This is a genomic window from Shewanella sp. 0m-8, from assembly GCF_052977265.1.
Genome location: NZ_JBRIMB010000010.1, coordinates 60,979 through 82,055, shown reverse-complemented (window position 1 = coordinate 82,055; position 21,077 = coordinate 60,979). Strand labels below are relative to the sequence as shown.

General features: G+C 42.9%; 19 protein-coding genes. 12 read left to right on the top strand and 7 right to left on the bottom strand.

The window, feature by feature from the left end; translation table 11 throughout:
* Positions 1 to 149: 149 nt before the first annotated feature.
* On the bottom strand, positions 150 to 2,807 hold the full coding sequence (locus tag ACVBIO_RS07135) for an ATP-binding protein (RefSeq protein ID WP_447172287.1): 2,658 nt from the start codon (positions 2,805 to 2,807) through the stop codon (positions 150 to 152).
* Positions 2,808 to 2,910: 103 nt separating this feature from the next.
* Here ACVBIO_RS07135 and ACVBIO_RS07130 point away from each other — a divergent pair, with 103 nt between their 5' ends.
* Positions 2,911 to 3,405, top strand: a complete 495-nt coding sequence (locus ACVBIO_RS07130) for a hypothetical protein (protein ID WP_447161807.1) — start codon at positions 2,911 to 2,913, stop codon at positions 3,403 to 3,405.
* 2 nt (positions 3,406 to 3,407) lie between these two features.
* The gene (locus ACVBIO_RS07125; protein WP_447172286.1) at positions 3,408 to 4,448 is read left to right on the top strand and encodes a hypothetical protein; all 1,041 of its coding nucleotides are present in this window, start codon (positions 3,408 to 3,410) and stop codon (positions 4,446 to 4,448) included.
* Positions 4,449 to 4,568: 120 nt separating this feature from the next.
* Here the strand turns inward: ACVBIO_RS07125 and ACVBIO_RS07120 are convergent, their stop codons facing one another.
* The 5 genes from ACVBIO_RS07120 to ACVBIO_RS07100 form a co-directional block, all read right to left on the bottom strand.
* Complete coding sequence (locus tag ACVBIO_RS07120) at positions 4,569 to 4,895, bottom strand: Hpt domain-containing protein (RefSeq protein ID WP_447169658.1); 327 nt, start codon at positions 4,893 to 4,895, stop codon at positions 4,569 to 4,571.
* Between the two features lie 82 nt (positions 4,896 to 4,977).
* Positions 4,978 to 5,421 (bottom strand): ATP-binding protein, encoded by a 444-nt coding sequence (locus ACVBIO_RS07115; RefSeq protein ID WP_447161804.1) that lies wholly within the window; start codon positions 5,419 to 5,421, stop codon positions 4,978 to 4,980.
* 109 nt (positions 5,422 to 5,530) lie between these two features.
* Complete coding sequence (locus tag ACVBIO_RS07110) at positions 5,531 to 5,863, bottom strand: STAS domain-containing protein (RefSeq protein ID WP_447161803.1); 333 nt, start codon at positions 5,861 to 5,863, stop codon at positions 5,531 to 5,533.
* 13 nt (positions 5,864 to 5,876) lie between these two features.
* Positions 5,877 to 7,073, bottom strand: a complete 1,197-nt coding sequence (locus ACVBIO_RS07105) for a SpoIIE family protein phosphatase (RefSeq protein ID WP_447164017.1) — start codon at positions 7,071 to 7,073, stop codon at positions 5,877 to 5,879.
* Between the two features lie 196 nt (positions 7,074 to 7,269).
* Positions 7,270 to 7,665, bottom strand: a complete 396-nt coding sequence (locus ACVBIO_RS07100; protein ID WP_447161801.1) for a nitrous oxide-stimulated promoter family protein — start codon at positions 7,663 to 7,665, stop codon at positions 7,270 to 7,272.
* Positions 7,666 to 8,294: 629 nt separating this feature from the next.
* On the opposite strand from ACVBIO_RS07100, the gene ACVBIO_RS07095 reads away from it, so the two are divergent.
* The 9 genes from ACVBIO_RS07095 (at position 8,295) to ACVBIO_RS07055 (ending at position 19,194) form a co-directional block, all read left to right on the top strand.
* On the top strand, positions 8,295 to 10,871 hold the full coding sequence (locus ACVBIO_RS07095) for a TonB-dependent receptor (protein WP_447172285.1): 2,577 nt from the start codon (positions 8,295 to 8,297) through the stop codon (positions 10,869 to 10,871).
* Positions 10,872 to 11,060: 189 nt separating this feature from the next.
* Entirely contained in the window at positions 11,061 to 13,070 is a 2,010-nt protein-coding gene (locus ACVBIO_RS07090) for an EAL domain-containing protein (protein ID WP_447172284.1), read from the top strand.
* A 195-nt stretch (positions 13,071 to 13,265) separates the two neighbouring features.
* On the top strand, positions 13,266 to 14,201 hold the full coding sequence (locus ACVBIO_RS07085) for a hypothetical protein (protein WP_447172283.1): 936 nt from the start codon (positions 13,266 to 13,268) through the stop codon (positions 14,199 to 14,201).
* 122 nt (positions 14,202 to 14,323) lie between these two features.
* Positions 14,324 to 14,617: a hypothetical protein gene (locus tag ACVBIO_RS07080; RefSeq protein WP_447162710.1), complete on the top strand. Its 294-nt coding sequence runs from the start codon at positions 14,324 to 14,326 to the stop codon at positions 14,615 to 14,617.
* 60 nt (positions 14,618 to 14,677) lie between these two features.
* Positions 14,678 to 16,141 carry a protein adenylyltransferase SelO gene (locus ACVBIO_RS07075; RefSeq protein WP_447172282.1) on the top strand — a complete coding sequence of 488 codons (1,464 nt, stop codon included), beginning with the start codon at positions 14,678 to 14,680 and terminating at the stop codon, positions 16,139 to 16,141.
* Positions 16,142 to 16,190: 49 nt separating this feature from the next.
* Positions 16,191 to 16,487, top strand: a complete 297-nt coding sequence (locus ACVBIO_RS07070) for a DUF3630 family protein (protein WP_447162708.1) — start codon at positions 16,191 to 16,193, stop codon at positions 16,485 to 16,487.
* Between the two features lie 82 nt (positions 16,488 to 16,569).
* Complete coding sequence (locus ACVBIO_RS07065) at positions 16,570 to 17,598, top strand: serine/threonine protein kinase (protein WP_447162707.1); 1,029 nt, start codon at positions 16,570 to 16,572, stop codon at positions 17,596 to 17,598.
* Between the two features lie 129 nt (positions 17,599 to 17,727).
* Positions 17,728 to 18,339 carry a thiol:disulfide interchange protein DsbA/DsbL gene (locus ACVBIO_RS07060; RefSeq protein WP_447162706.1) on the top strand — a complete coding sequence of 204 codons (612 nt, stop codon included), beginning with the start codon at positions 17,728 to 17,730 and terminating at the stop codon, positions 18,337 to 18,339.
* 642 nt (positions 18,340 to 18,981) lie between these two features.
* Entirely contained in the window at positions 18,982 to 19,194 is a 213-nt protein-coding gene (locus tag ACVBIO_RS07055; RefSeq protein WP_447162560.1) for a DUF1107 domain-containing protein, read from the top strand.
* Between the two features lie 9 nt (positions 19,195 to 19,203).
* Here ACVBIO_RS07055 and zapB read toward each other — a convergent pair whose 3' ends face one another.
* Positions 19,204 to 19,407: a cell division protein ZapB gene (zapB, locus tag ACVBIO_RS07050; protein WP_447162561.1), complete on the bottom strand. Its 204-nt coding sequence runs from the start codon at positions 19,405 to 19,407 to the stop codon at positions 19,204 to 19,206.
* 180 nt (positions 19,408 to 19,587) lie between these two features.
* Between zapB and ACVBIO_RS07045 the strand changes: the two genes are divergently transcribed.
* The gene (locus ACVBIO_RS07045) at positions 19,588 to 21,075 is read left to right on the top strand and encodes a Na+/H+ antiporter NhaC family protein (RefSeq protein ID WP_447164012.1); all 1,488 of its coding nucleotides are present in this window, start codon (positions 19,588 to 19,590) and stop codon (positions 21,073 to 21,075) included.
* Positions 21,076 to 21,077 lie beyond the last annotated feature (2 nt).

Genomic DNA, 21,077 nt, shown 5'->3' with positions numbered 1-21,077 from the left:
TTTCAACGTATTACTATCCCAGATGCAAGTGTTGAATTTTTAGTCATAGCTAGCCTACATCTATAGTATGTGCTTGCTAGGAAATGTAACGCCGCTATTAACGTCATGGGATGCTATGAGTATAGCGTGGCTGTTAGTCAGTGGACGATTTAACTCGCCTGCTTAGATATCGATTTAAGCTTATGTAGTAACGCCTCTTTTTTAAAGGGTTTTGCGAGGTAATCATCCATACCTGATTGATAACACTTCTGAATATCTTGATCGAGTACGCTCGCAGTTAGTGCGATGATAGGTAACCTTGGCTGAGAATGTAGACTTTCCCACTCTCTGATCTTTTCGGTTGCCGTAAAGCCATCCATAACCGGCATCATGCAGTCCATTAAAATGGCGTGGAAGGCTCTACCAGCGCTGATGAATTCAAAGGCTTCCTGGCCATTACTCGCAATAATAAAATCAAAACCCGCCTGTTTGAGTTGTAAAGAGGCCACTTTCTGATTCACTAGGTTATCTTCTACAATCAGGATAACCACTTTCGATTTCTCTGTTTCAGCGGGCTTGTTTATCGGGTTGAGCTGATTCTGTGGTTGCTGTTGCTGCCTTAGTTTTCGGTTTTCTATGCCGTTATGTATGGCGTTCCTAAAACGGTTGCCTAATAAGGGAAGGGTTACTATTGCATCTATATTATCTAACTGTCGCTTCTCGCCCAGAGCGTTAATGGCAATGGTAAAGATGTCTTTTTGCTTAAGCAATTCAGGTAGGCTCGCAAGTGTACCTCTTGTCGATGACTGGATATCGAGGAACAAAAGATCAATTGTTTGCCTATCTTGAAGCAGGTCAAAGCAAGACTGATAATGGTAGTTAAGGCTAAATCCTTGGCGCTGACATTCTTTGCTAATCATGTCATTGCGTTGCGAGTTATTTGAAATGATCGCAGCAGTTAATGGTTTAAATTGGTTGGAGATTGGTTTTGTGCAGCTGACTATTTTAGCTTTCAGCGAGATAGTGAAGCAGCATCCCTTTCCTTTCACTGAGCTAAGGGTGATCTCGCCCCCCATTAATTCTATAAGTTGTTTGCAAATAGAGAGTCCAAGCCCTGTGCCACCAAATTGACGGGTAATGGTGTCGTCCTCTTGAATAAAAGGAGAAAATATTTGTTGTTGCTTGCTAGGGGCTATTCCTGTTCCAGTATCATGCACGCTAATTAGCATCTTGCTATAGCTGGCACTATTGCGACACGAAACAACGACCTTAATGCCTCCCTCTAGGGTAAATTTTATCGCATTAGAGAGCAGATTCATCAGCACTTGGCGCATGCGATGTTCATCTAAGGAGGTCAGGTAAGGAGTATCTTTATCGATATCGACTTCAAGGGTGAGTTGTTTTTCGGCGACTTTGGGTAAGATCATCGAAAGCGTGTCATATACCACTTCGACAATATTGGTATTTGTATGGGTTATTGAGAGGTTACCAGATTCAATTTTAGAGAGATCGAGTATGTCATTGATAAGCAGTAACAGTGTCTGCGATGAAGTCTCAATAGTTTGTAAATGTTCACTTTGAGTGGCCGTTAGCTTAGTGCCAGCCATGATATCGGACATGCCGATAATTCCGTTGAGCGGAGTCCTGATTTCATGAGACATATTTGCCAGAAAAGAACTCTTTGCCTGATTGGCTTTTTCAGCCTCACGCTTGGCTTGTAATATTTTTAGTTCATTTTGGTGGCGCTCATTAATCAGCTTATTGAGTGTATGGGAAAATAGGCTGAATTCATCGTTACCCGCTTCGTTTATTTTCTGTGAATAGTCATGAGTTTCTTCAATTTGAGACATGGTTTTAATCACGTGGCTGAGATAGTTAGTGATGCGTCGATATAGGTTTGCGCCTATGATGGCAATAATGATCAAAGAGAAAAACAATGCTGCACAGAATAATAAGATCAAACGCTTAGATTGGCTGATTTCTCTCTGGATATTGTTAGTTAGCTGGCTGGAGAAAGTGCTCACAACATATTGAATTAAATCAAGACGCTGCTGTAATGCTTGCAAACTTGCATCTGGGGTTTGGGTTAGTGGCTGCTGATTTAAAATGTGGCTTCTTAATTGGTAGCTTTGCTCGAATGCTTTATCTGAAAAGGTACTCAGCAGCAGAGATACTTGCTCCGGCTTAGCGTTGATCTCAATAAAGCGTTCAATATAAAGTTGTTGGTGTTCAGTGATGGAGTTCAGCTGGCTAAGCAGTTCGCTTTCTCCGCGATTTAATAGCAACTGTTTGATTAACCAACGCTCTTCAGTAGACCATAGAGACAGCCACTGCAGTTGATAGAGTATCACCAGCTGTTGATTTATTTCATCGTTAACGCCTGAGTGATCTTTTTCCATGGTGCTTAGCGCTTGAACTTGCAGCTCATTGAACCAAAATGACCAGTCTCCTAATCCTTCACTATCAACTTCATTCATCTCTTTTAGCGCATTACTGGTATTACTTAACCAGGACTCCATCTCTAAAGCGTTTTCGGCACTAAAGGCTTGTGGTAGTAACAGCGCTATGTAGTTGAGGCGGGTGTTGAAAGAGTCGATGGACAGCTTAATATTGTGTTTGAATAACTGCTCTCTTGCGTGATTGATCTGTTTGTTTAACTGAGAGAAAGATTCAAGAAAGTTAATTTTGCTATTGAGGGTATTTAGCGATTCAACATTGTCGCTTTGATTTTTAATCTCTAATGCAGACAAGAATGAGGCAAAAATCAGTGGCAATAGCACCAAGGCTAACATCCGTATTTTTATTGAAATATGATTCAATAAGTTCATTTCTACTCCATGAATTGAACAAGTTAGTGGTGAGCTTGTGGTTTAACTAAGCCTTGACTATATTCAGCTTAGTACAAAAAACTATCAAGGAATGAGGGTTTTAATGTTTAAGGGATTAAACGAACGGGTTCAGCTTGTCTGTTGTCAGCAATTTCTTTTGCTGGTGCTTGTGTGTAGCTCCCCCGCCTCTCAAGCTTTAGCCGGCGTCGATGAAAGCGAAGACGTTGAGTTTGCAATTTTTACCTTGAATGACGACTTGCCGCCATTAAGTAAAAGCAAGGCTAGAATGCTTTATCGAGGCAAAAGTAAGAAAATATCCGGTAGCTTAAAAATTATCCTGGTAGACCTCCCTGAAACTTCCATCCACAGAGAAGACTTTTACAAAATGCTACTCGGTAAATCCGTATCGCAGATGAACGGCTATTGGGCTGGGCTTGCATTTTCTGGAAGAGGTACTCCCCCCGAAGAATTAAACAGTGATGATATTAAGCAGATTTTAAAATGGCTTAACGATAACCCCAACGGAATAGCCTATGCCCCCATCGATTCCGTCCCCAAAGAAGTCAATATCTTGATAACCGTGCCTCAGGGAGAATAGCCATGTTATTTCGCCAAACATTATTTATAGCGTTATTTTACCTGTTATTTTGCCCTGCTGCCCAGGCAAGTATTGAGTTAACCGATAACATTTTATTAAGTGGATTTGGCTCAACCACTATCAGCAAAAGTGATAATCGAACCCCACTATTTATTAGTCGAGAAATTACCGACGATACCTGCTACGACTGTGACACCATATTTGGCTTACAGTTAGATATCGATGTGTTCGATGGCTTGAGTGCGTCTGGGCAGGTGGTGAAACGTACCCAGGATAACTGGAGTGACCCTGAACTTGAATGGGCATATCTATCATATGGCTTTGATGATTTTGAGTTGAGAGCAGGGCGTTTGCGCTTACCGGTATTTCTGGTTTCGGAGTATTACTATGTCAGCCAAGCCTACCCGTGGATAAGGCCACCTCAAGAGGTATATGACAGCATTTTAGGGTTTACCTTTTATGATGGTCTCTCTTTAGCCTGGAATTATGATATTTCTGATGAACTGCTGTTAACGGTTTCTCCCTATTACGGTTTTGATAGAGTCAATAAGGTCGAGTTAGGTGACATTTTATTGCAGTTTGATACCGAATGGATAGCAGGGATCTATATTGATTTAGTGGGCTTTAATTACCGTATTCATAGTGGCTTTATGCAAGCCAAATATACCCAGCTTCCCTCGGTAGAGGAGGAAAAACTCGATATTTACACGTTAGGGGCGGAATACAGCTATGGCTCTTGGTTGTGGATAGCAGAGGTTGAGTCCGATCGATTACAAGCAAACTGGTATGCCTCGGCTATTTATGCATTTGACGAATTGTCACCCTATTTAACTTACGGTGAGAGCCATCAACTGCGAAAGTCAAAAGCGGTAACGGCAGGGGTTAAATATGACTTAACATCAAGTGTTTCAATCAATATTGAATACCAGATTATCTTCTCTCAAAAGGAAGGTAATCGCGCCCAGTTTGTCACTTCACCACTGGTCTACGGCGAAAGCTCAGACGCTGATTTATTATGCTTGGCGGTTAGTTTTGTATTTTGATGAAGACTAAGACTAAGACTAAGACTAAGACTAAGACTAAGACTAAGACTAAGACTAAGACTAAGCTCAATCATTTTGGGCTAGTCGTTCCAGCTTGGCTTTGACTGTGAATCGCGTCGGTTATTGTAAAATAGCGGTTATTTGGCTATTGATGGTTTGGATTTCGCTACACAAGTTGATTATTGCTATGCGCTCGGGGAGTGAGCCGCCTTTAGAGCTCGACTCAACGACTTGTGCCAAGCTTACAGCGTCTTGCGCGCACAGGTTACTGAACATGCCTTTGAGCTCATGGGTGAGACGAAATAATTCAGTGATATTTTCTGTTTGATAGCTCTGAAAAATGAGGTGATCACTTTGGCCATACTCTTCGATATAGATCGTCAGTAGCATGTTCAGCATAGAATCATCGCCGTCACAGAGTGCTTTTAATTCATCAATCTTAATCATAGCTTCCCCCCTTGCTTGTGTTGATATTAACAGCCATTAAATCGCCAGCCAAAGCTGGTATTTTGTTATGACTAGAGTGTCTTTAGCTGGTCTTTTTCAATAGTCTGAAAGTATTGCGGTTATCGTGTGAATGGTATTCTATTTTGTCTGAAAGCTGCTGAATGATTTTGAGTCCCCTACGGCTTTGTAGCCAGGTGCTTGGGTCGCATGCGAGAGGTTCAATAAAGTCCATTTTAGGTAGGTCATCAAGCAGATTTTTGGGTATCGAGTCGCCATAATCTGCGACTTCAATAATTAACTGTTTTGTGTCATTTACGTAAGAGCTAATTTCAAACTGTGCCCCATCAAGGTTAGCGTAGGCATGCTCAAATACGTTATTCACGAGTTCTACAAGGCACAGCTCCATCTGCCCGATAAGGGCTGTATCCAAGCCGAGTGAGTACCAAAAGGGCAGGATATCGGAGGCAACAGTGCGGGATGCCTCCAGGCTGCTTGAGTATTGTTGGTAAAACGTCCTTGTGTTCACATTAACCTCCCTTATTACCGCTGCGATAAAAGGGAGGCGCATTGAAGATAGGCTGTACTTCTGTGCCTTTTCCAGCGGCGAGTGTCATTCCCTTCATCAAGCTATCCTTTTAAGCGTTTGCTGTTAGCGCATCTTCTATGGTTGCATGGCTCACTATCAGCTTGTCTATTCGAGTTAACTTGAGCAAATCTAGGATCGGTTTCTGTGGGTTAATGATACTGATTTTAGTGTTGCGCAACATCTTATAGGTGCCCATGATGGCTCCTAGTCCGCTACTGTCCATAAAGCGCACATCACTCATATCAAGGAGTAAATGCTCGCGTAGGTTATCTTTTAGTTTTCCGAGTTCAACATGGAAACTGGCAGTCAGCTTGGCGTCAAACCTAGCCTCTTTAATTCGGATCACCGTGTATTGGTTTTTCGCAATTATATCGAAGTGCATGCTGTTTCCTTGATTAGCTTCCATTCCATTCAAATGCCAACAAGCTGATGTCATCATCGAACTGTGTTGTGTCTGACCAGTTGTTTAATTCCTCTACTATGGTGTTACTTTGCTTGCTAATTGTCAGCTTGGACAGCTGTTGAATTTGCAACGCTAACCTTTGCTCTGAGTATTGTTCTTTATCTGTAGATTCCGCTTCGGTAATACCATCAGAGTAGAGAAATATGCGATCGCCTACGCTCAATTGGATCTGTTCGGTTTGGTAGCTAGCAAAATCGAACATACCGGCGACAAAGCTCTCTTGTTGTATAAAGCGGCATATTTGTTGCGATGTTTGCTGCCAGATTATTGGAGGGTGACCAGCAAAGGCGTAGTTTAATTGTCCGGTTTTGGTATTCAGCACGGCGTAAATCATAGTGAAGTAGAGGTTATTATCGCCTTGATTAATATAACTCTGATTAAGCCTAGCGAGCACTTCGCTGGGCTCTCTTAAGCGATAAAAAGGGTCGCTATCTTGTTGGTGTTTTACATGCGAGTTACTGCTAGAGTCGATACTTTGCTGGATTGCAAAAGACATCAATGCTGATTTTACTCCGTGGCCAGCGACATCAAAGAGGTAAACGGCGATATGGTCTTCATCTAGCGGCATACATCCGAGCATATCGCCACCAATTTGAGCACTCGGTATATGAGTGTAGTGCAGCTCAACGCCAGGGAATTTTTTTTGGCTAGGTAACATCCGCTGGATCAATAAGCTGGCCGAATCGAGATCTTGGCGTATGGTGGCATAAGCTTGGTCTAGTTCAATATTTTTGGCAACTAACTGGTTGTGTAGTTCTAGACTCCTAAATCCCGCTTTAAGGCGAGCATCTAGCTCATTGATATTAGTATCTTTAGCGACAAAATCATCGGCGCCAGCGTTAATGCCTTCGACAATTGATTCTTGATCATCACGTCCTGAGAGCAAAACAAAAAAAATATAACGGTTATAGTCGGGGGATTTTAAGTGATAACACAGTTCTATGCCGTTTAAATCAGGCATCATCCAGTCACTTAAGACAAGCTGAATAGAAGGGTGTTTTTCGAGTTGAGTGAGTGCATCAAGGCCATTGATAGCGTTAATGACATGGTAACCTCGCGAGGAGAGCATTTTTGTCATCAGTAGCAGCATGACCTTATTATCCTCTACGAGTAGGATCTCTTTGCTCAAATCATCAGCCTCCTTGCTGCATTCGTTACTGAGTCCATTTTATATTCAGTTTTCGACAAGTATTCTTACTTTTCAAAAGTCTAGTCGTGAATGTTAAATACGACAAGGGGGCGGCACTGAAGGCGTGGAAAATAACGTTATGACAATAGGTTAGCTTTATATTTTGCTTAAATGTTATCGCGCTTAGTAAAATTGACTAATCTTTTGTGGTAACTTTTATGCGTTGGTGGCGGTTAGAGCAAGCTTCGGGGGGCTTACCTGGCGCAGGATGACGTTCGCAGAGTAAATGACGAATAGCCATAATAGGGTGAGGTAGTAGCATTCTAGGGCCTGCGAAAATCATGATCTCGCGCGCCTTGGCTTTCATATGAGGCTTATAGCAGTGTACTGGGCACTTGTTACAGGTTGGCTTATCTTGACCATAGGGGCATCTATCAAGGCGAGTATGGGCGTATTCGATAAAGTCTTCACACTCTTCGCAAGGGTGAGATCCCGCTTCCTTATGGTGCGCCTTACAGTAGATTTTCACCATAGCTGAAATCGTCTCAAACTCTCTGAGAAGTTTGCCACTGAGTAGTTGTGCAAATGCCATGGGATACCTTAGTAAGTTACTTGGTTATTATCATCATAAAAGGGTTCGCTTTTGCTGACAAAATATTAGCTTCAAACTTTGAAGGTGTGCACAAAATAGTGCTTTAAGCTAATCAAGAAAAACGGTTTATCACTTCAAGCTAATGTTTTTTTAGTTTATCCCCAAAGCGATATATTAAAATATGCTTGTCAGAATCATTTGCGCTGGATTAAAATCCGCCGCGGTGTTTGATGGTGTAATTTTCCTCATAAAACATTATTGATGAAGGAGGCAATCTACCTCGTGATATAGTGAGATTGTCTAGCGTTGAGATTGATTACAATGGGGCCTTAAATTCAGGGCTTTATCATTTCTCGGTGGCTTAAAGTCACTGACCTCTCCGACTCAAGCAAAGGTAAAATTAACTTCCAATATCGCCTTAAATAAGTCGATATTAAGTTTGCAGTAAACACTAAAACCACTTTATTCAAGGGGATATTACTTATTATTCCCTTAGGTTGGCTGTGCGCCGAACTAGGCTTTCAGCTCATATTGATGTGGCATTACTTGTAGAATGATAATTGACTTTAAGATCCCCCCCTTTGATGACGCGTGTAAAAATAAGACGAACAAGTTTTAAGGTAAGCTTAATGGCAACCGCTGCACTACTGCTAGTGAGCACTCTGCTACCTGCTATTGTTACAGCGAACCCAATAGAGGATGGCAGCGTCATTGGGTCATCAATGGAAATTATTGAGGTGCGTGGCATTCAGGCCTCCATGAAGGCCTCTATTAATACTAAAAGGTTCTCCAATGCTGTTGTCGATGCGGTAACCGCAGAAGATATAGGTAAATTCCCTGACAGCGATGTGGGTGAGTCTTTGGCGCGAATGCCCGGTGTTTCGGTTAATCGTCAATTTGGCCAGGGTCAGCAAGTGTCTATTCGTGGCGCATCTAATCAGTTAACCAGTACTTTGTTAAATGGTCACTCTGTTGCATCGACAGGTTGGTTTGACCAACAAACAACTGATCGTAGTTTTAATTACTCTTTGTTACCGCCTGAAATAATAGGTGAAATAGAGGTTTATAAATCTTCTCAAGCCGATATTACCGAAGGTGGGATCGGTGGTACCGTTATCATTAATACCCGCAAGCCGTTGGATTTAGATACTAACTCAATTTTCTTTAGCAGTAAGCAAGACTATGGCACCGTTTCTGAGCAAGTAGACCCTGAATTTTCTGGTTTGTATAGCTGGAAAAATAGCACCGATAGCTTAGGTGTGCTGCTCGCGGTAGCAGATGCCAACACTCATTATCAGCGTAATGGGATCGAATCAAGCATCGGCTGGGGAGAGATAGTGCCGACGACGTTCGAGCAGCAGCGTGAGCGCTCTGCTATTAATGCGGTGTTGCAGTACCGGCCAACAGACGAATTGGAGCTTGGCTTCAATTTCATGAGTCTTGATATGCAAGCCAACAATGCCAATACGTCGTTATTTTTGATGTTTCCTGATGATAAAGAGGCTGCTTGCGAGCAAAGAAATGAGGCCGGAACCTGTATCTTTTATCGTCGTAATGCCGATGATGCTAACCCGGCCTGGGCGCAAACATGGGTGCGCGAATCGAGCATGGATTCCAATACTTATGACTTTGATTTTAAGTATGAAACGGATGACTATACGGTAGATGGTGTACTGGGTAATACTCGCTCAGAAGGGGGAACCAACACGACAGCTAATTACGGTTTTTGGTTGGGGCAGGCCAGCGATTTTGCAGGCACTTATGATGCCCGCAGTGATGTGATAAATATCGACATAGCGAACAATTCATTTACGGCAGAGGACTTTAATGGCCCCTTGGCTCCAGAAAGTTGGTCGCTGCGTAAACAACCCAACTCAGATGAAGAGACTTACCTTAAGTTAAACCTTACATTTCCTGTAGAGCTTGGCTTTATCAACACAATTAAAACCGGAGTAAGCTGGGCTGAACATGACGTTAAACAGGAGTCTTTTGAAGGCATAGTTAACCCCGAGATTATCGCAAAAAATGCATCTGCGTACTACTCTGGTACGGTTTCATCAGGAGGCGGCTTTACTCTGCCGAAACCTATTTTTGATACCATGCTCAACGATGCCAAGGCTGCAATCACTGGCTTTGATAGTAATGGTCAGGTATATAAGTCGGGTTACGGTACCATTAACGAAACCAACCTAGCCTTATATTTGATGGCTAACTTCGCATCTGAGCGTGTTAGAGGCAATATCGGGCTTCGCTATATCTCGACCAATGTCGCTTCGGATTATTACCAGCTTACCTCAGAGGGTACTTACGCTGATGATTTGAGTACATTAGGGGCAAACTATCGTGATTTACTACCAAGTATCAATGTTGCATTTGAGGCCACTGATGATGTCATTATCCGAGCGGCGGCATCTAAAGTCATTTCTCGACCCAATTATGACGATATGTTCGCCTCTTCTGCACTATCGGGCTATGGCGATGGCATTCCGAATAACGAAGTAATCGATCAAGGTAATATCGCTCTAGAGCCGTTTAAAGCGATACAGGCCGAGCTGGGCGTGGAGTGGTACTTCAGCCCTGAAGGAATCATATCAGCGACTTATTTTGTTAAAGATATCAACTCGTTTATCACCTCAGAGCAATTATTAGATCAAAGTGTGGGCATTGTTGATCCTGACTCTGGTGAAGATAGTTGGACTGTTTCTAACAAGAAAAATGGCTCAGGTGGGCTTATACAAGGTGTTGAACTACAGCTTCAAAATGGGTTCGAAAACGGATTGGGCTATGCAGCAAATTACACTTTTGCTGATTCACATGCACCTGCTGAATATTATCCTGATCAAGTTGATGTGTTTTCAGATTCATCAAGGCATGCGGTTAACTTAGTGGGTTATTATGAGCGAGATAGCTTCTCTGCCCGCTTAGCTTATAACTGGCGTAGCGCCTATATGATCCGTGAGTTACCAGGTTATTACGGTAATCGTGAGCATCAAGCTTATGGCACGGTCGATTTTAGTAGCACTTTTGATATAACCGAATATTTTTCGCTAACTTTTGAAGTGGTTAACTTGTTTGAAGAAGATAGCATTCAGCTTGGGGTGGCATCTGATTTAGCTGAAGTTAAGCCCGAATTTAAAAACAATTATCCTGTATTTAGTGCCGAAGGAGAGGCGCGTTATAAATTAGGTGTAGCGGTTCGATTCTAGATCTCGAGTATCCATCCTTTCGTGAGCCACTGCAGGCTAATTGAGTATTATTTTTGATTTTGAGCTAACACAAAGTGGCTCGGAACAGACCAGAAACAAGAGAAATAGAATGAACGTCGCTTTCTTCGCACTTTATTGTTGGGCTAATAATGTAGGGCTTAATGCTAGCACTACAATCGGTGCTAACTCATGATGTTTAGTCAAATGTTGGCAAGAGTGTGTAATTGGAGTAAAGGGTCGAAACTCTATTTGACCGATCTGGCTGCGATTGCGCTGTTGCTGTTACCGATAACACTAGCCAACTCGTTAGCTATGCTATTAGGCCATGCCTTTAGAGTGATGGAGATTAATTACGTTTCAGAGCTACTCTTTTATATTTCAAATATCTTAATTAATCTTTACCCAACAACATTTTGTATTGTTGCGAGTTATTACCTTTCGCAAAAAGCTAACGCATCCAGTGCAATATTTATCATCTATGCCTTGCTTCTGTTTTATATTTTGTCCATAGAGCATCTAGATTTTTCAACCAGTTATTCATTGCCAAACAATCCACTATTGGCGTTATTAAGCGCTATAGTGACGTATTTATACTATTTATATTTTCCGATCCGGCTGTTAGATCCTAACTCGTTTGATTTTGCTTCTCGATTAATAAAATATATTGTGCATATTTTTTGTTTTTGCTTGATTGCATTGCTGCTGTCGCAATTAGCGACCTATACAGGGTTTTCTGTTAAATCAGTTATTTTGTCATTAGGACTGGATCCTATGACGTTTACTGGTGGTTTGTTATATCAAGCGTTTCTTGGCATCTTGGGTGCAGTTGGTATCAACGGGCACAATATGTTGTTTACTATCAAGCAGCAAATCTATGCCGATACCCTAGCGAATATTGAAGCTTGGCGTGCCGGAGAAGCTTCAATCAATATCATTAGCCAAGGCTTCTATGACGCATTTTTGTCAATGGGAGGCTCAGGTAACTGCATAAGCTTATTTCTCTGCGTGCTTATCTTTAGCCAAAAATACAACCACAAGATGCTGGCAATCGTTGCCATACCTATGGTCATGTTTAATATTAATGAAGTTTTATTATTTGGCCTGCCAATCCTGTTTAATCCGATCATGATCATTCCATTTATTCTTGTCCCTTTGGTCAGCTTTGTGATCGTGTATGCTTGTATTGCATTAGGTATCGTCTCTCCCGTTGTTAGTATTGTTAATTGGCTAACACCGCCTATTTTTAGTGGTTACTTCGCTATGGGAGAGCAGTTAGATGGGGCTGTTTTGCAATTAGTCGTTATTATTATCGGCATTTTTATCTACCGACCATTTTACCTGGCCTACGTTGGCAAACACTTGATTTCGGTTGATCCCAATACTCGTTACGCTGCAGCTGAGGGCTCTATTTTTAATCATGTATTGCGCAGTGTAAGGGACTCAACCAACGACAATATTACTCAATCTTCAGTGCAGAATCGGGTAGCGAAGATTTTAAGAGAAGGTACTCTGGTGATGTTTTACCAGAAAATACAATCTGTTCATGATAAATCACACTATAACTACGAGGCATTAATTCGTTATATAGATGATAAAGGGATGCTTTGTCCGCCAGTATTCATTGCTGACTTTCAATTACTCAAAGCGATGCCAATGTTAGATAAAATGGTTATTGAGTTGGTATTACAAGATATGCAGAAAATAGAGTTACCTGTAGGGGGGCGTATATCCATTAACGTATCTGTCGCCTCCATCGAGGAGCCTGATTTTGTGTCGCATTTACTGTCTAGATTAGAGTACTACGCTATTTCACCGTCTAAGGTAGAAATTGAAATTACAGAGGAAGCGATGTTAAGTGACAAGGTTTACTTAACTCGAGTAATGACCGAGCTTCAGGCGCAAGACATCGCTATCTCAATGGATGACTTTGGTTCAGGCTACGCTTCATTTCCTCACCTACTCAAGTACCCATTCAATAAAGTTAAAATTGACAGGTCGTTATTATTGGATGCGACATCGAGTAAAGGAAAAGAGATCTATAAGTTAGTTGCAAAGCTTGGCCAAATTGCTAACTGTAAAGTCGTTGCCGAAGGAGTAGAAACACAGCAGGAATATCAATTTATCCAAAGTTGTGGTGTTGATTTAGTCCAAGGTTTTTATTTTGCTAAGCCTTTACCCCTTGAAAAGTTGTGCTATTAGGATAGTTAGTGCTTTGTTTATTTATGTTTTGTAACACCTAAAAAAGCGATTATTTTTGATACCCGATAAAAAAATGATATAAATAGTTGATTTTATAAAAGACAATGCATTAATAATAACGTTTAAATTTTGCACATTTTAGCTACACAAACGCGTGTATTAAATGTGTTCGTGGCTAACCCATGGTGGAAAACAATGAAAGAAATAATCATTATACTGCTGATTGTAGTAGGTTTTTATCTTTACAATCGCACTCAAAAAGCGGCTAAAGCTGAAAAAGAGCAGGCAGCTAAGCGCTCTGAAGAGGCTCAAGATGCAGCCGAGAGTGAGATGAAAGATATCACTCCAGAGACAACAGAAGAGGTATCGACGCCCACCGTAGATGGGGTGAGCTTTGAGTCTAAGGTGGATCATGAAGCTGAAGTGAAACAAGCTGCTGTTGAGCCAGAGCCAGAGCCAGAGCCAGAGCCAGAGCCAAAATTAGAATCGGTTGTTGAAGCCCAAGCAGAGCCAGTGTCTGAGCCATTCTCTGAGGTTGAAGAAAAAGTTCAGCCTGTGGCGGCACTAGAGCCAGAATCAGTATCTGAACCTGAGATACTAGCTAAGGCAGAAGTTGAAGTTAAAGCTGAGCCGGAAGTAAAGGCTAAGCCAAGCGTTGAACTTGAGCGAGAAGTTAAATCAGAAGTTCACGCAGAAGCTAAACCAGAAGCGAAACCAGAAGCGACAGCAGACCTATCATGGGCAAACCCGAAATTGGCTAAGGCTGCCAGCGACCTTGTCGCTGCCAATGGCGTCACAGAGCAACACCTCGCGCTGTCAGGCGTCATCGCAGAGTGTTATAAGCAGCGCAAGTTGAGTGAGTATGTGCAGTATGGTGCAAGCTTGTCTCAAGATTACCTTGAACTGTTTGCCGCATATGTCAAAGGCCTTAAGGCAGAGAACCCTGATGCAGAAGTTAAAGGCACAGGCATGATGCATTTATCGACCTTGCTTAATGATAACGGTGATTTCGATAGCGCGATTTCAATCTGTAAAACCGCAATTGAATACGGTCTTGCAGATGGTACGGTTACTGGGTTTGAGGGGCGAATTACGCGTATCGAGAAAGCCAAGGCAAAAGCGAATAAATAGCTTTAACAGCTAAAAACAATTAATCACTAACTAAGCTGTGTAGAATAAGCAGATTGGTTAGCAAAGAGGCGAACTCCTGACTTGCATTGGGACTTCGCCTTTTTATTTAGAGGAAATATTGCATGAATTTTCGTTCGCTGTGTTTACTAGGTATGGCTTCAATAGGTCTGATTGCTTGCACTCAGTCTCCTGAATGGACGCTAATGTATTACCCTGACAGCCAGACTAAACCAAGCGTTGAGCAGTCTGGCGAATTTATAACGGGCTATTATGAGACCATCGAGCAGTGCCATGCGAAAGGCAAGGGGCTTATTCGTTTAAGTGGCGTTACCGATGGCCACTATGTGTGTGGTTATCAGTGCGAAGCGCAAGGGGAGTTGTTGAGCTGTCAAAGCGTGATCACTTCAGACATGTAATCTCAGCTCTATTTTATAGCTGTTGATTCGGCCAGAATTCAAAACACTCTAGGAAGGCATATGCGATTAAAACAAGATTTTTTTGAACAACTGCCAGACTTCTACTCACAGGTATTTCCATTGGGGATCAGTGATCCGCACTGGCTTGCCTGGAGCCAAGATGCGGCGGCTCTCATTGGGCTAGATAAGCCTACAGATGAGCTGCTGCAAGGGCTTTCTGGTAATGCGAGTATTGAGGGGGCAAGCTATTATGCACAGGTCTATAGTGGTCACCAATTTGGTGGCTATTCGTCGCAACTCGGTGATGGTCGCTCGATTATTCTTGGTGAAGCGATAGGGCCGCAAGGCGCGTGGGATGTGGCCTTAAAAGGCGGTGGACCAACACCATATTCTCGCCATGGTGATGGCCGTGCAGTGATGCGCTCTGCCGTGCGTGAATTTTTGATCTCAGAAGCTCTGCATCATCTTCACATTCCAACCACCCGTGCGTTAGCGGTTATTGGCTCCGACTTGCCTGTATGGCGGGAAACCCAAGAAACTGCCGCAATCACAGTTCGCCTAGCCAAAAGTCATATTCGTTTCGGACACTTTGAGTTTTTTTGCCATAGCCAGCGCGGAGCCCCAGAGAAGCTGAAGCAGTTACTCGATTTTACGATTAAGCAGCATTACCCAGATTTAAGTTGCGACGCTGCTGGCTACAAGGCCTGGTTTGCTCGTGTGGTTGCCGATACCGCTAAGATGATTGCTCACTGGCAAGCGATAGGTTTTGCCCACGGGGTGATGAACACCGATAATATGTCGATACTGGGTGACAGTTTCGACTTTGGCCCGTTTGCTTTTTTAGATACGTTTAAAGAAGACTTTATCTGTAATCACTCCGATCCAGAGGGGCGTTATGCTTTTGGTCAGCAGCCGGGAGTTGGCCTGTGGAACTTGCAACGGTTAGCACAGGCATTGTCGCCCATCATTCCTTCTGACGATCTGGTTGCTGCACTGGATCAATATCAACAGGAATTGGTAACGCATTATTTAGTCTTGATGCGGGCTAAATTAGGTCTAACAGCCATTGAGGCTGCCCCTGAAGTGGTAACAGAGCAGGAGAACTATGATTTAACACTCATAGGTGGCTTCACTACGCTGATGGAGCGTAATCATTTAGATCATACCAATACCTGGCGTCGATTCGGTCAGTTAGATCCCAATTCTAGTCATTCCTCTTTACGTGATGATTTTGTCGATCTTAATGGTTTTGATACTTGGTATCAGGCCTATCAAATGCGGATCGGCAAGCTTGATGAGGTCGGGCTTTGGCAGCGTGAGCGTAACCAGACGAATCCTAAATATATTTTGCGCAATTATCTTGCACAAGAGGCAATAATCGCTGTTGAACAGGGCGACCTTCAGCCACTGCATAATCTGCAGCGCTTGTTGCAGAACCCATTTGATGAACAGTTAGAGTTTGAGGATTTAGCTAAGCGTCCACCAGATTGGGGGCAAGGGCTGATCATGTCTTGTAGTAGTTAAACTGCAGGCGAGTGTTTATCGATACACATAGAATAATAAGAGTAAACTAATGCAATTAACCTCAATTAAATTAGAGCGCGAAACCTTAAGCTTATCGGTACAGGCAGATATCGACTTTGAGCAATTTGAACTGTTTGCCGAGCCTTTTGCCAAAGTATTAGATTGCCGAGTGGTTGAGAGGCAATGGGGCGCAGATCGCCATCAGTGGCTACTGGAGTTTGAAGGCTCACACCTGCAGCTACATTATGAGTTTTATGGTGATATCTGTTGGTTGTCGACAGACAGAGAAGATGAGTTCGAGGTATTGGTTTATTTAGCAGAATTGATGAAGCCTTACTTGCTATAAATCGTGTTATATAAGCATGAATATATTTTAGAGTTTGAATGAAATCGCTTCCTCGATGCCATTCACAATTGAGCATAATGATATGAATATAAATCCTCCTCAATCAGCAACAGCAAAAGAGTCAGGTTCGGCTTTTCATTATCAGGCATTAACGCCCGATTTAATCTTAACGGCAATTGAAACCTTAGGGATCTATCCTGAAACCGGTCTTTTAGCATTAAACAGCTACGAGAACCGGGTTTATCAGTTTCGCTGTGATAGAGGGCAACGTTATGTGGTTAAGTTCTATCGTCCAGAGCGTTGGACTGATGCGCAAATTCAAGAGGAGCATGACTTCTCTGCAGCGCTTGCTGAGCATGAAGTGCCTATCGCCACCCCAGTGATTATTGATGGCAAGTCATTGCATGAATATCAAGGATTTCGTTTTGCATTGTTTCCTTCAATCGGTGGCCGTGCATTTGAAGTCGATAACCTTGACCAGTTAGAACAGGTGGGGCGTTTTATTGGCCGTATTCACCAATACTCAAAGCAGGCTGACTTTAAATACCGTGATGTGATGTCACCGAAATTATTGGGTGAAGAGTCTCTCAGTTGGCTTAAAGCTTCTGGTCATATTCCAGCGAGTTTAGAGCTGCCTTACTTTACAGTGGTTGAGCAGATCTTAGAAAAAGCGTCAGCTTTGTGGTTACCAGATAGCTATCGCTCAATACGTCTGCATGGCGACTTACATCCGAGTAATATTTTGTGGACGCCAGAGGGGCCAGGCTTTGTCGATCTCGATGACGCCAAGATGGGGCCTGCAGTGCAAGATATCTGGATGATGCTTGCCGGAGACAGACCGCAGCAGTTATTACAGCTTGAGGTGTTACTCGAAGGCTATGAAGAGTTTTGTGAATTCGATAGTCGTGAGTTGCAGTTGGTTGAACCGCTGCGAGCGATGCGCATGCTGCATTACAATGCATGGCTTAGTCGTCGTTGGGCAGACCCTGCTTTTCCAATGAACTTCCCCTGGTTTGCTGAGGATAAATATTGGGAACAACAGATTTTAGCCTTTAAAGAGCAGTTAGCAGTGCTGGATGAGCCACCGCTAAGTTTAATTCCACAATATTGATTTTAAACGGGTGATGCTCGTATTTTGTAACAGAAAAATGAACTTTTGCGCTTGAGGTCGACTCCAAAGCACATTATGTTATATCCAAATAATTAGCGTGATGCTGTGTTAGCATCAAAAGGAATCAAGATGAAAAAAGCTTTATTGGTTGCATTTGCACTATTGATGGCGCCTATGGCAGCGATGGCAGCTCAGTATGAAGAAGGTGTGCATTACACGGTAATTAACGAAGGTCCTGGTACAGCGAAGCCAGAGATTGCCGAGTTTTTCTCTTTCTACTGCCCACATTGCTATACCTTCGCTAAAGAGCAGGTACCAAAGATTAAAGCAACCTTGCCAGAAGGTGTTACCTTCAAGCAGAACCACGTTGAGTTCATCGGTCGTCAAATGGGCGTAGAGATGTCACGTGCCTTTGCTATCGCACACCAACTAAAGATTGAAGAGAAGATGGAGCACGCTCTGTTTTCAGCAATCCAAGACAAGAAGCAGAACTTCACTAACCTTGATGATATCAAAGCGCTTTTCGTTGTTAACGGTGTCGATCCTAAAGCATTCGATGCAGCAGCTAAATCATTTATGGTGAATGCGCAGATGTCTAAAATGAAGCGTGACACTGAAAATGCACAAATTGCTGGCGTACCCGCATTGGTTGTAAACGGTAAATATCGTGTTGAAACGGGTGCAATCAAGTCTTACCAAGAGCTACTTGATATTGCTTACTACCTAGCGACGCAAAAGTAATTTACGACGCTAGATAAAAAAGGAGCCAATAGGCTCCTTTTTTTGTGTCTGGAACACTTATGCCAAGGCCCATGGATGGTTAGCCTTGGTAGTTGTACATGGAAGTACTTATCCCTGCACGCAGGGATTGCGTAGGAAGGGATTTGTGTCTGGCATCTTGCAATAGAGAGTTATGCCAAGGCCCATGGATGGATAGCCTTGGTAGTTGTGTCTTGCATCTTGCAATAGAGAGTTATGCGCTCTTTATTTAAGATTGACAGGGTGGAAAACCCTGTTTGCCGCTTTCTTTGCTCTATGCGTACTGTATTTCTCTTTAACTTTTTCTAATTCTGCACAAAATCCCAGACAGAAAAAAACCGCACTTCCTGGTCGCAAGAAGTACGGCTATGGAGCTATAAGCTCAACGTTACCCTGAGTAACAGTTAAACGTTAACAGGATGTCAAAAAACTGGCAAGTGACAATTTAGCGTAACAGCATATTTCTGGTGTTCTTTATCATATTGATAGTTTTAGTGAATTTTTTCTCGTAACATTTTCGCTTAAATTTTTACAAATAAATCCTCAAAAAAATGAAACTCTCACGGTAAAATGCCTGTCCAACTAAAAAATAAATAACAACAAATAACGTTGTGGGGAGGTCTTGTGAGAGTTTTTCCTGTCTATGCACCAAAAATTATCGTAAAGCATGCGCGCATTTTTCTGACCGGAGTGATCTGGGTAAAGGATTTAGGTCGATTAGAATTTGATAAAGGAAGGTTTTTATTGCCAAGAAAAAGCCTGCCTAAGGTTAAGCAGGCTATTTTAGAGCTCAATGAATTGATTGAGACTCAAAATAACGAGATGCACATGGCATAACGTTAGGAATTAGTTTACTTCGTCGTTGAGCAGACCAACTAGGCCAGTCACTTTCTCATTCCAAGAGTTAAGCTCTTGCTGTAACTGTTGGTTTTGCTCAGACAGGCCGCTGCTTGTCTGCTTCTCTTCTTCAAGCTCCATTTTTAGTAGCTCGATAGTTTCAAGTGCAGCTTGGATTTTTGTTTCCAATTTCGATAATAGTTCAAGACTCATGGGTAGTCCCTTTGATAGCGAGATGATAGCTCCGATTCTAGCAGTGACGTGGCATTGCTGAATAGTTAATTATGCTAAATGAGTGAAAAACGCTCAATAAAATCACCAAAAACGTTTTTTTTTTGCACTTGTTACTAAGTCGTTAGTATTCTTCTATTTATTTCCTCTTGGATCGCGGCAATGACCGGCAATTTCCTGATACTTATTCCGCTGCTATTAACCCTGAGTTTGGCACTTATTCTGCGTAGAACCCTAGTCGCCTTAGGTGTTGGCATTGTATCTGGCGCACTTATTTTATCTAACTTTAACCTGCCAGATACCGTGGTTTATATGGCCGACAAGGCATGGCTGCAGGTTTATCGTGATGGCCATTGGCAGGCTTGGCATTTAAATGTGCTTGCGGCCATGGTGTTATTAGGCATGATGACACAGCTGCTAGCGCGTGGTGGAGCGGTGAAGCTTTTCGCCGATTGGTTATATCATCGGATTAAAAGTGGCCGTCAGGCCCGGGTTGGTGTGGTCGTGCTAGGCTGGGTAGTTTTTATTGATGGCATCTTCAGCTGCTTAGCCGTCGGGCATGTTTGTCAGCCATTAAGCCAGAGATACAATATGTCGCGGGAACAGATCGCTTACCTCGTGGACTCCAATGCTTCACCTTTGTGTGCCTTGCTGCCTTTTTCTAGCTGGGGTCCCTATGTGATGGCCATTTTGGCCAGTATCACCTTACTGCCACTCACGCCGTTGGAATCATTTATTGAAATCGCCAAGATGAACTTTTACGCCATCACGGTGATCTTACTGTCTTTGCTCATTGCCTGGTTTGGTATTGGCTTTAATTCAGATGTCGCACCTAGTAGTGAGCAGCAAGAGAGTGAAGATGTACCAGCTGGAAGCCCCTGGTTGTTGGGCTTACCTATGGCGACTTTGTTACTGGCATCAATAGGACTAACTTTGTACTCGGGTGCTAGCAATGCACAAGGCTCAAGCTTAAGCGATTGGGTCTCGGCAGCAGATATTGGTGCCGCCATGCGTAATGCGTGTTTATTGGCAATTTTATTAGCCATCTTGATGATTAAAATGAGTGGCCGCAGTTTCTCGTTACTGATTGCAGATCTTGGATCCGGGGTACGTGCTATTAGCTTCGCTATCTCCATCTTGCTTTTTACCTGGATGATAGGTGCTGTGATAGCCGATTTAGGGGTAGCAAAGTTGCTGGCTACTTGGGCTGAGACGTTCTTATCGGCGCAGATGTTAGTGGCTGGTACGTTTCTATTGTGCGCGATAATGGCGTTTACTACAGGTTCAAGTTGGGGAACGTTTGCCATTATGATCCCGATTGGCGCTGAAGTGGCATTAACGGTTGAGCCTACTCTTTTACTACCAGCGTTAAGCGCCGTTATGGCGGGGTCAGTATTTGGCGATCATTGCTCACCCATTTCAGACACCAGCGTAATTAGTGCGCTGAGTTCGGGCTGTGAGCCTCATGCCCATGTGATGACTCAATTGCCTTTTGCCATTATTGCAGGGATAAGCTCATTGGTTGGCTTTCAGTTAGTTAATCTTGAAGTTGCGACAGCATGGAGCTGGTTAGCCGTTATTATTGCCGCAGTCTCTATGCTGGTGGCATATCAAAAGTTACACCAAAGTGAGCGTGTTGCGATTATTTAGTC

What these genes read in the sequence shown, in the direction of transcription:
- ACVBIO_RS07120 (WP_447169658.1), bottom strand. Translation starts at nt 4,895, where the DNA reads ATGATTAAGATTGATGAATTAAAAGCACTCTGTGACGGCGATGATTCT.
- ACVBIO_RS07100 (WP_447161801.1), bottom strand. Translation starts at nt 7,665, where the DNA reads ATGGCATTTGCACAACTACTCAGTGGCAAACTTCTCAGAGAGTTTGAG.
- zapB (WP_447162561.1), bottom strand. Translation starts at nt 19,407, where the DNA reads ATGAGTCTTGAACTATTATCGAAATTGGAAACAAAAATCCAAGCTGCA.
- ACVBIO_RS07075 (WP_447172282.1), top strand. Translation starts at nt 14,678, where the DNA reads ATGCGATTAAAACAAGATTTTTTTGAACAACTGCCAGACTTCTACTCA.
- ACVBIO_RS07135 (WP_447172287.1), bottom strand. Translation starts at nt 2,807, where the DNA reads ATGAACTTATTGAATCATATTTCAATAAAAATACGGATGTTAGCCTTG.
- ACVBIO_RS07070 (WP_447162708.1), top strand. Translation starts at nt 16,191, where the DNA reads ATGCAATTAACCTCAATTAAATTAGAGCGCGAAACCTTAAGCTTATCG.
- ACVBIO_RS07130 (WP_447161807.1), top strand. Translation starts at nt 2,911, where the DNA reads ATGTTTAAGGGATTAAACGAACGGGTTCAGCTTGTCTGTTGTCAGCAA.
- ACVBIO_RS07080 (WP_447162710.1), top strand. Translation starts at nt 14,324, where the DNA reads ATGAATTTTCGTTCGCTGTGTTTACTAGGTATGGCTTCAATAGGTCTG.
- ACVBIO_RS07110 (WP_447161803.1), bottom strand. Translation starts at nt 5,863, where the DNA reads ATGCACTTCGATATAATTGCGAAAAACCAATACACGGTGATCCGAATT.
- ACVBIO_RS07090 (WP_447172284.1), top strand. Translation starts at nt 11,061, where the DNA reads ATGATGTTTAGTCAAATGTTGGCAAGAGTGTGTAATTGGAGTAAAGGG.
- ACVBIO_RS07060 (WP_447162706.1), top strand. Translation starts at nt 17,728, where the DNA reads ATGAAAAAAGCTTTATTGGTTGCATTTGCACTATTGATGGCGCCTATG.
- ACVBIO_RS07095 (WP_447172285.1), top strand. Translation starts at nt 8,295, where the DNA reads ATGGCAACCGCTGCACTACTGCTAGTGAGCACTCTGCTACCTGCTATT.
- ACVBIO_RS07125 (WP_447172286.1), top strand. Translation starts at nt 3,408, where the DNA reads ATGTTATTTCGCCAAACATTATTTATAGCGTTATTTTACCTGTTATTT.
- ACVBIO_RS07085 (WP_447172283.1), top strand. Translation starts at nt 13,266, where the DNA reads ATGAAAGAAATAATCATTATACTGCTGATTGTAGTAGGTTTTTATCTT.
- ACVBIO_RS07045 (WP_447164012.1), top strand. Translation starts at nt 19,588, where the DNA reads ATGACCGGCAATTTCCTGATACTTATTCCGCTGCTATTAACCCTGAGT.
- ACVBIO_RS07065 (WP_447162707.1), top strand. Translation starts at nt 16,570, where the DNA reads ATGAATATAAATCCTCCTCAATCAGCAACAGCAAAAGAGTCAGGTTCG.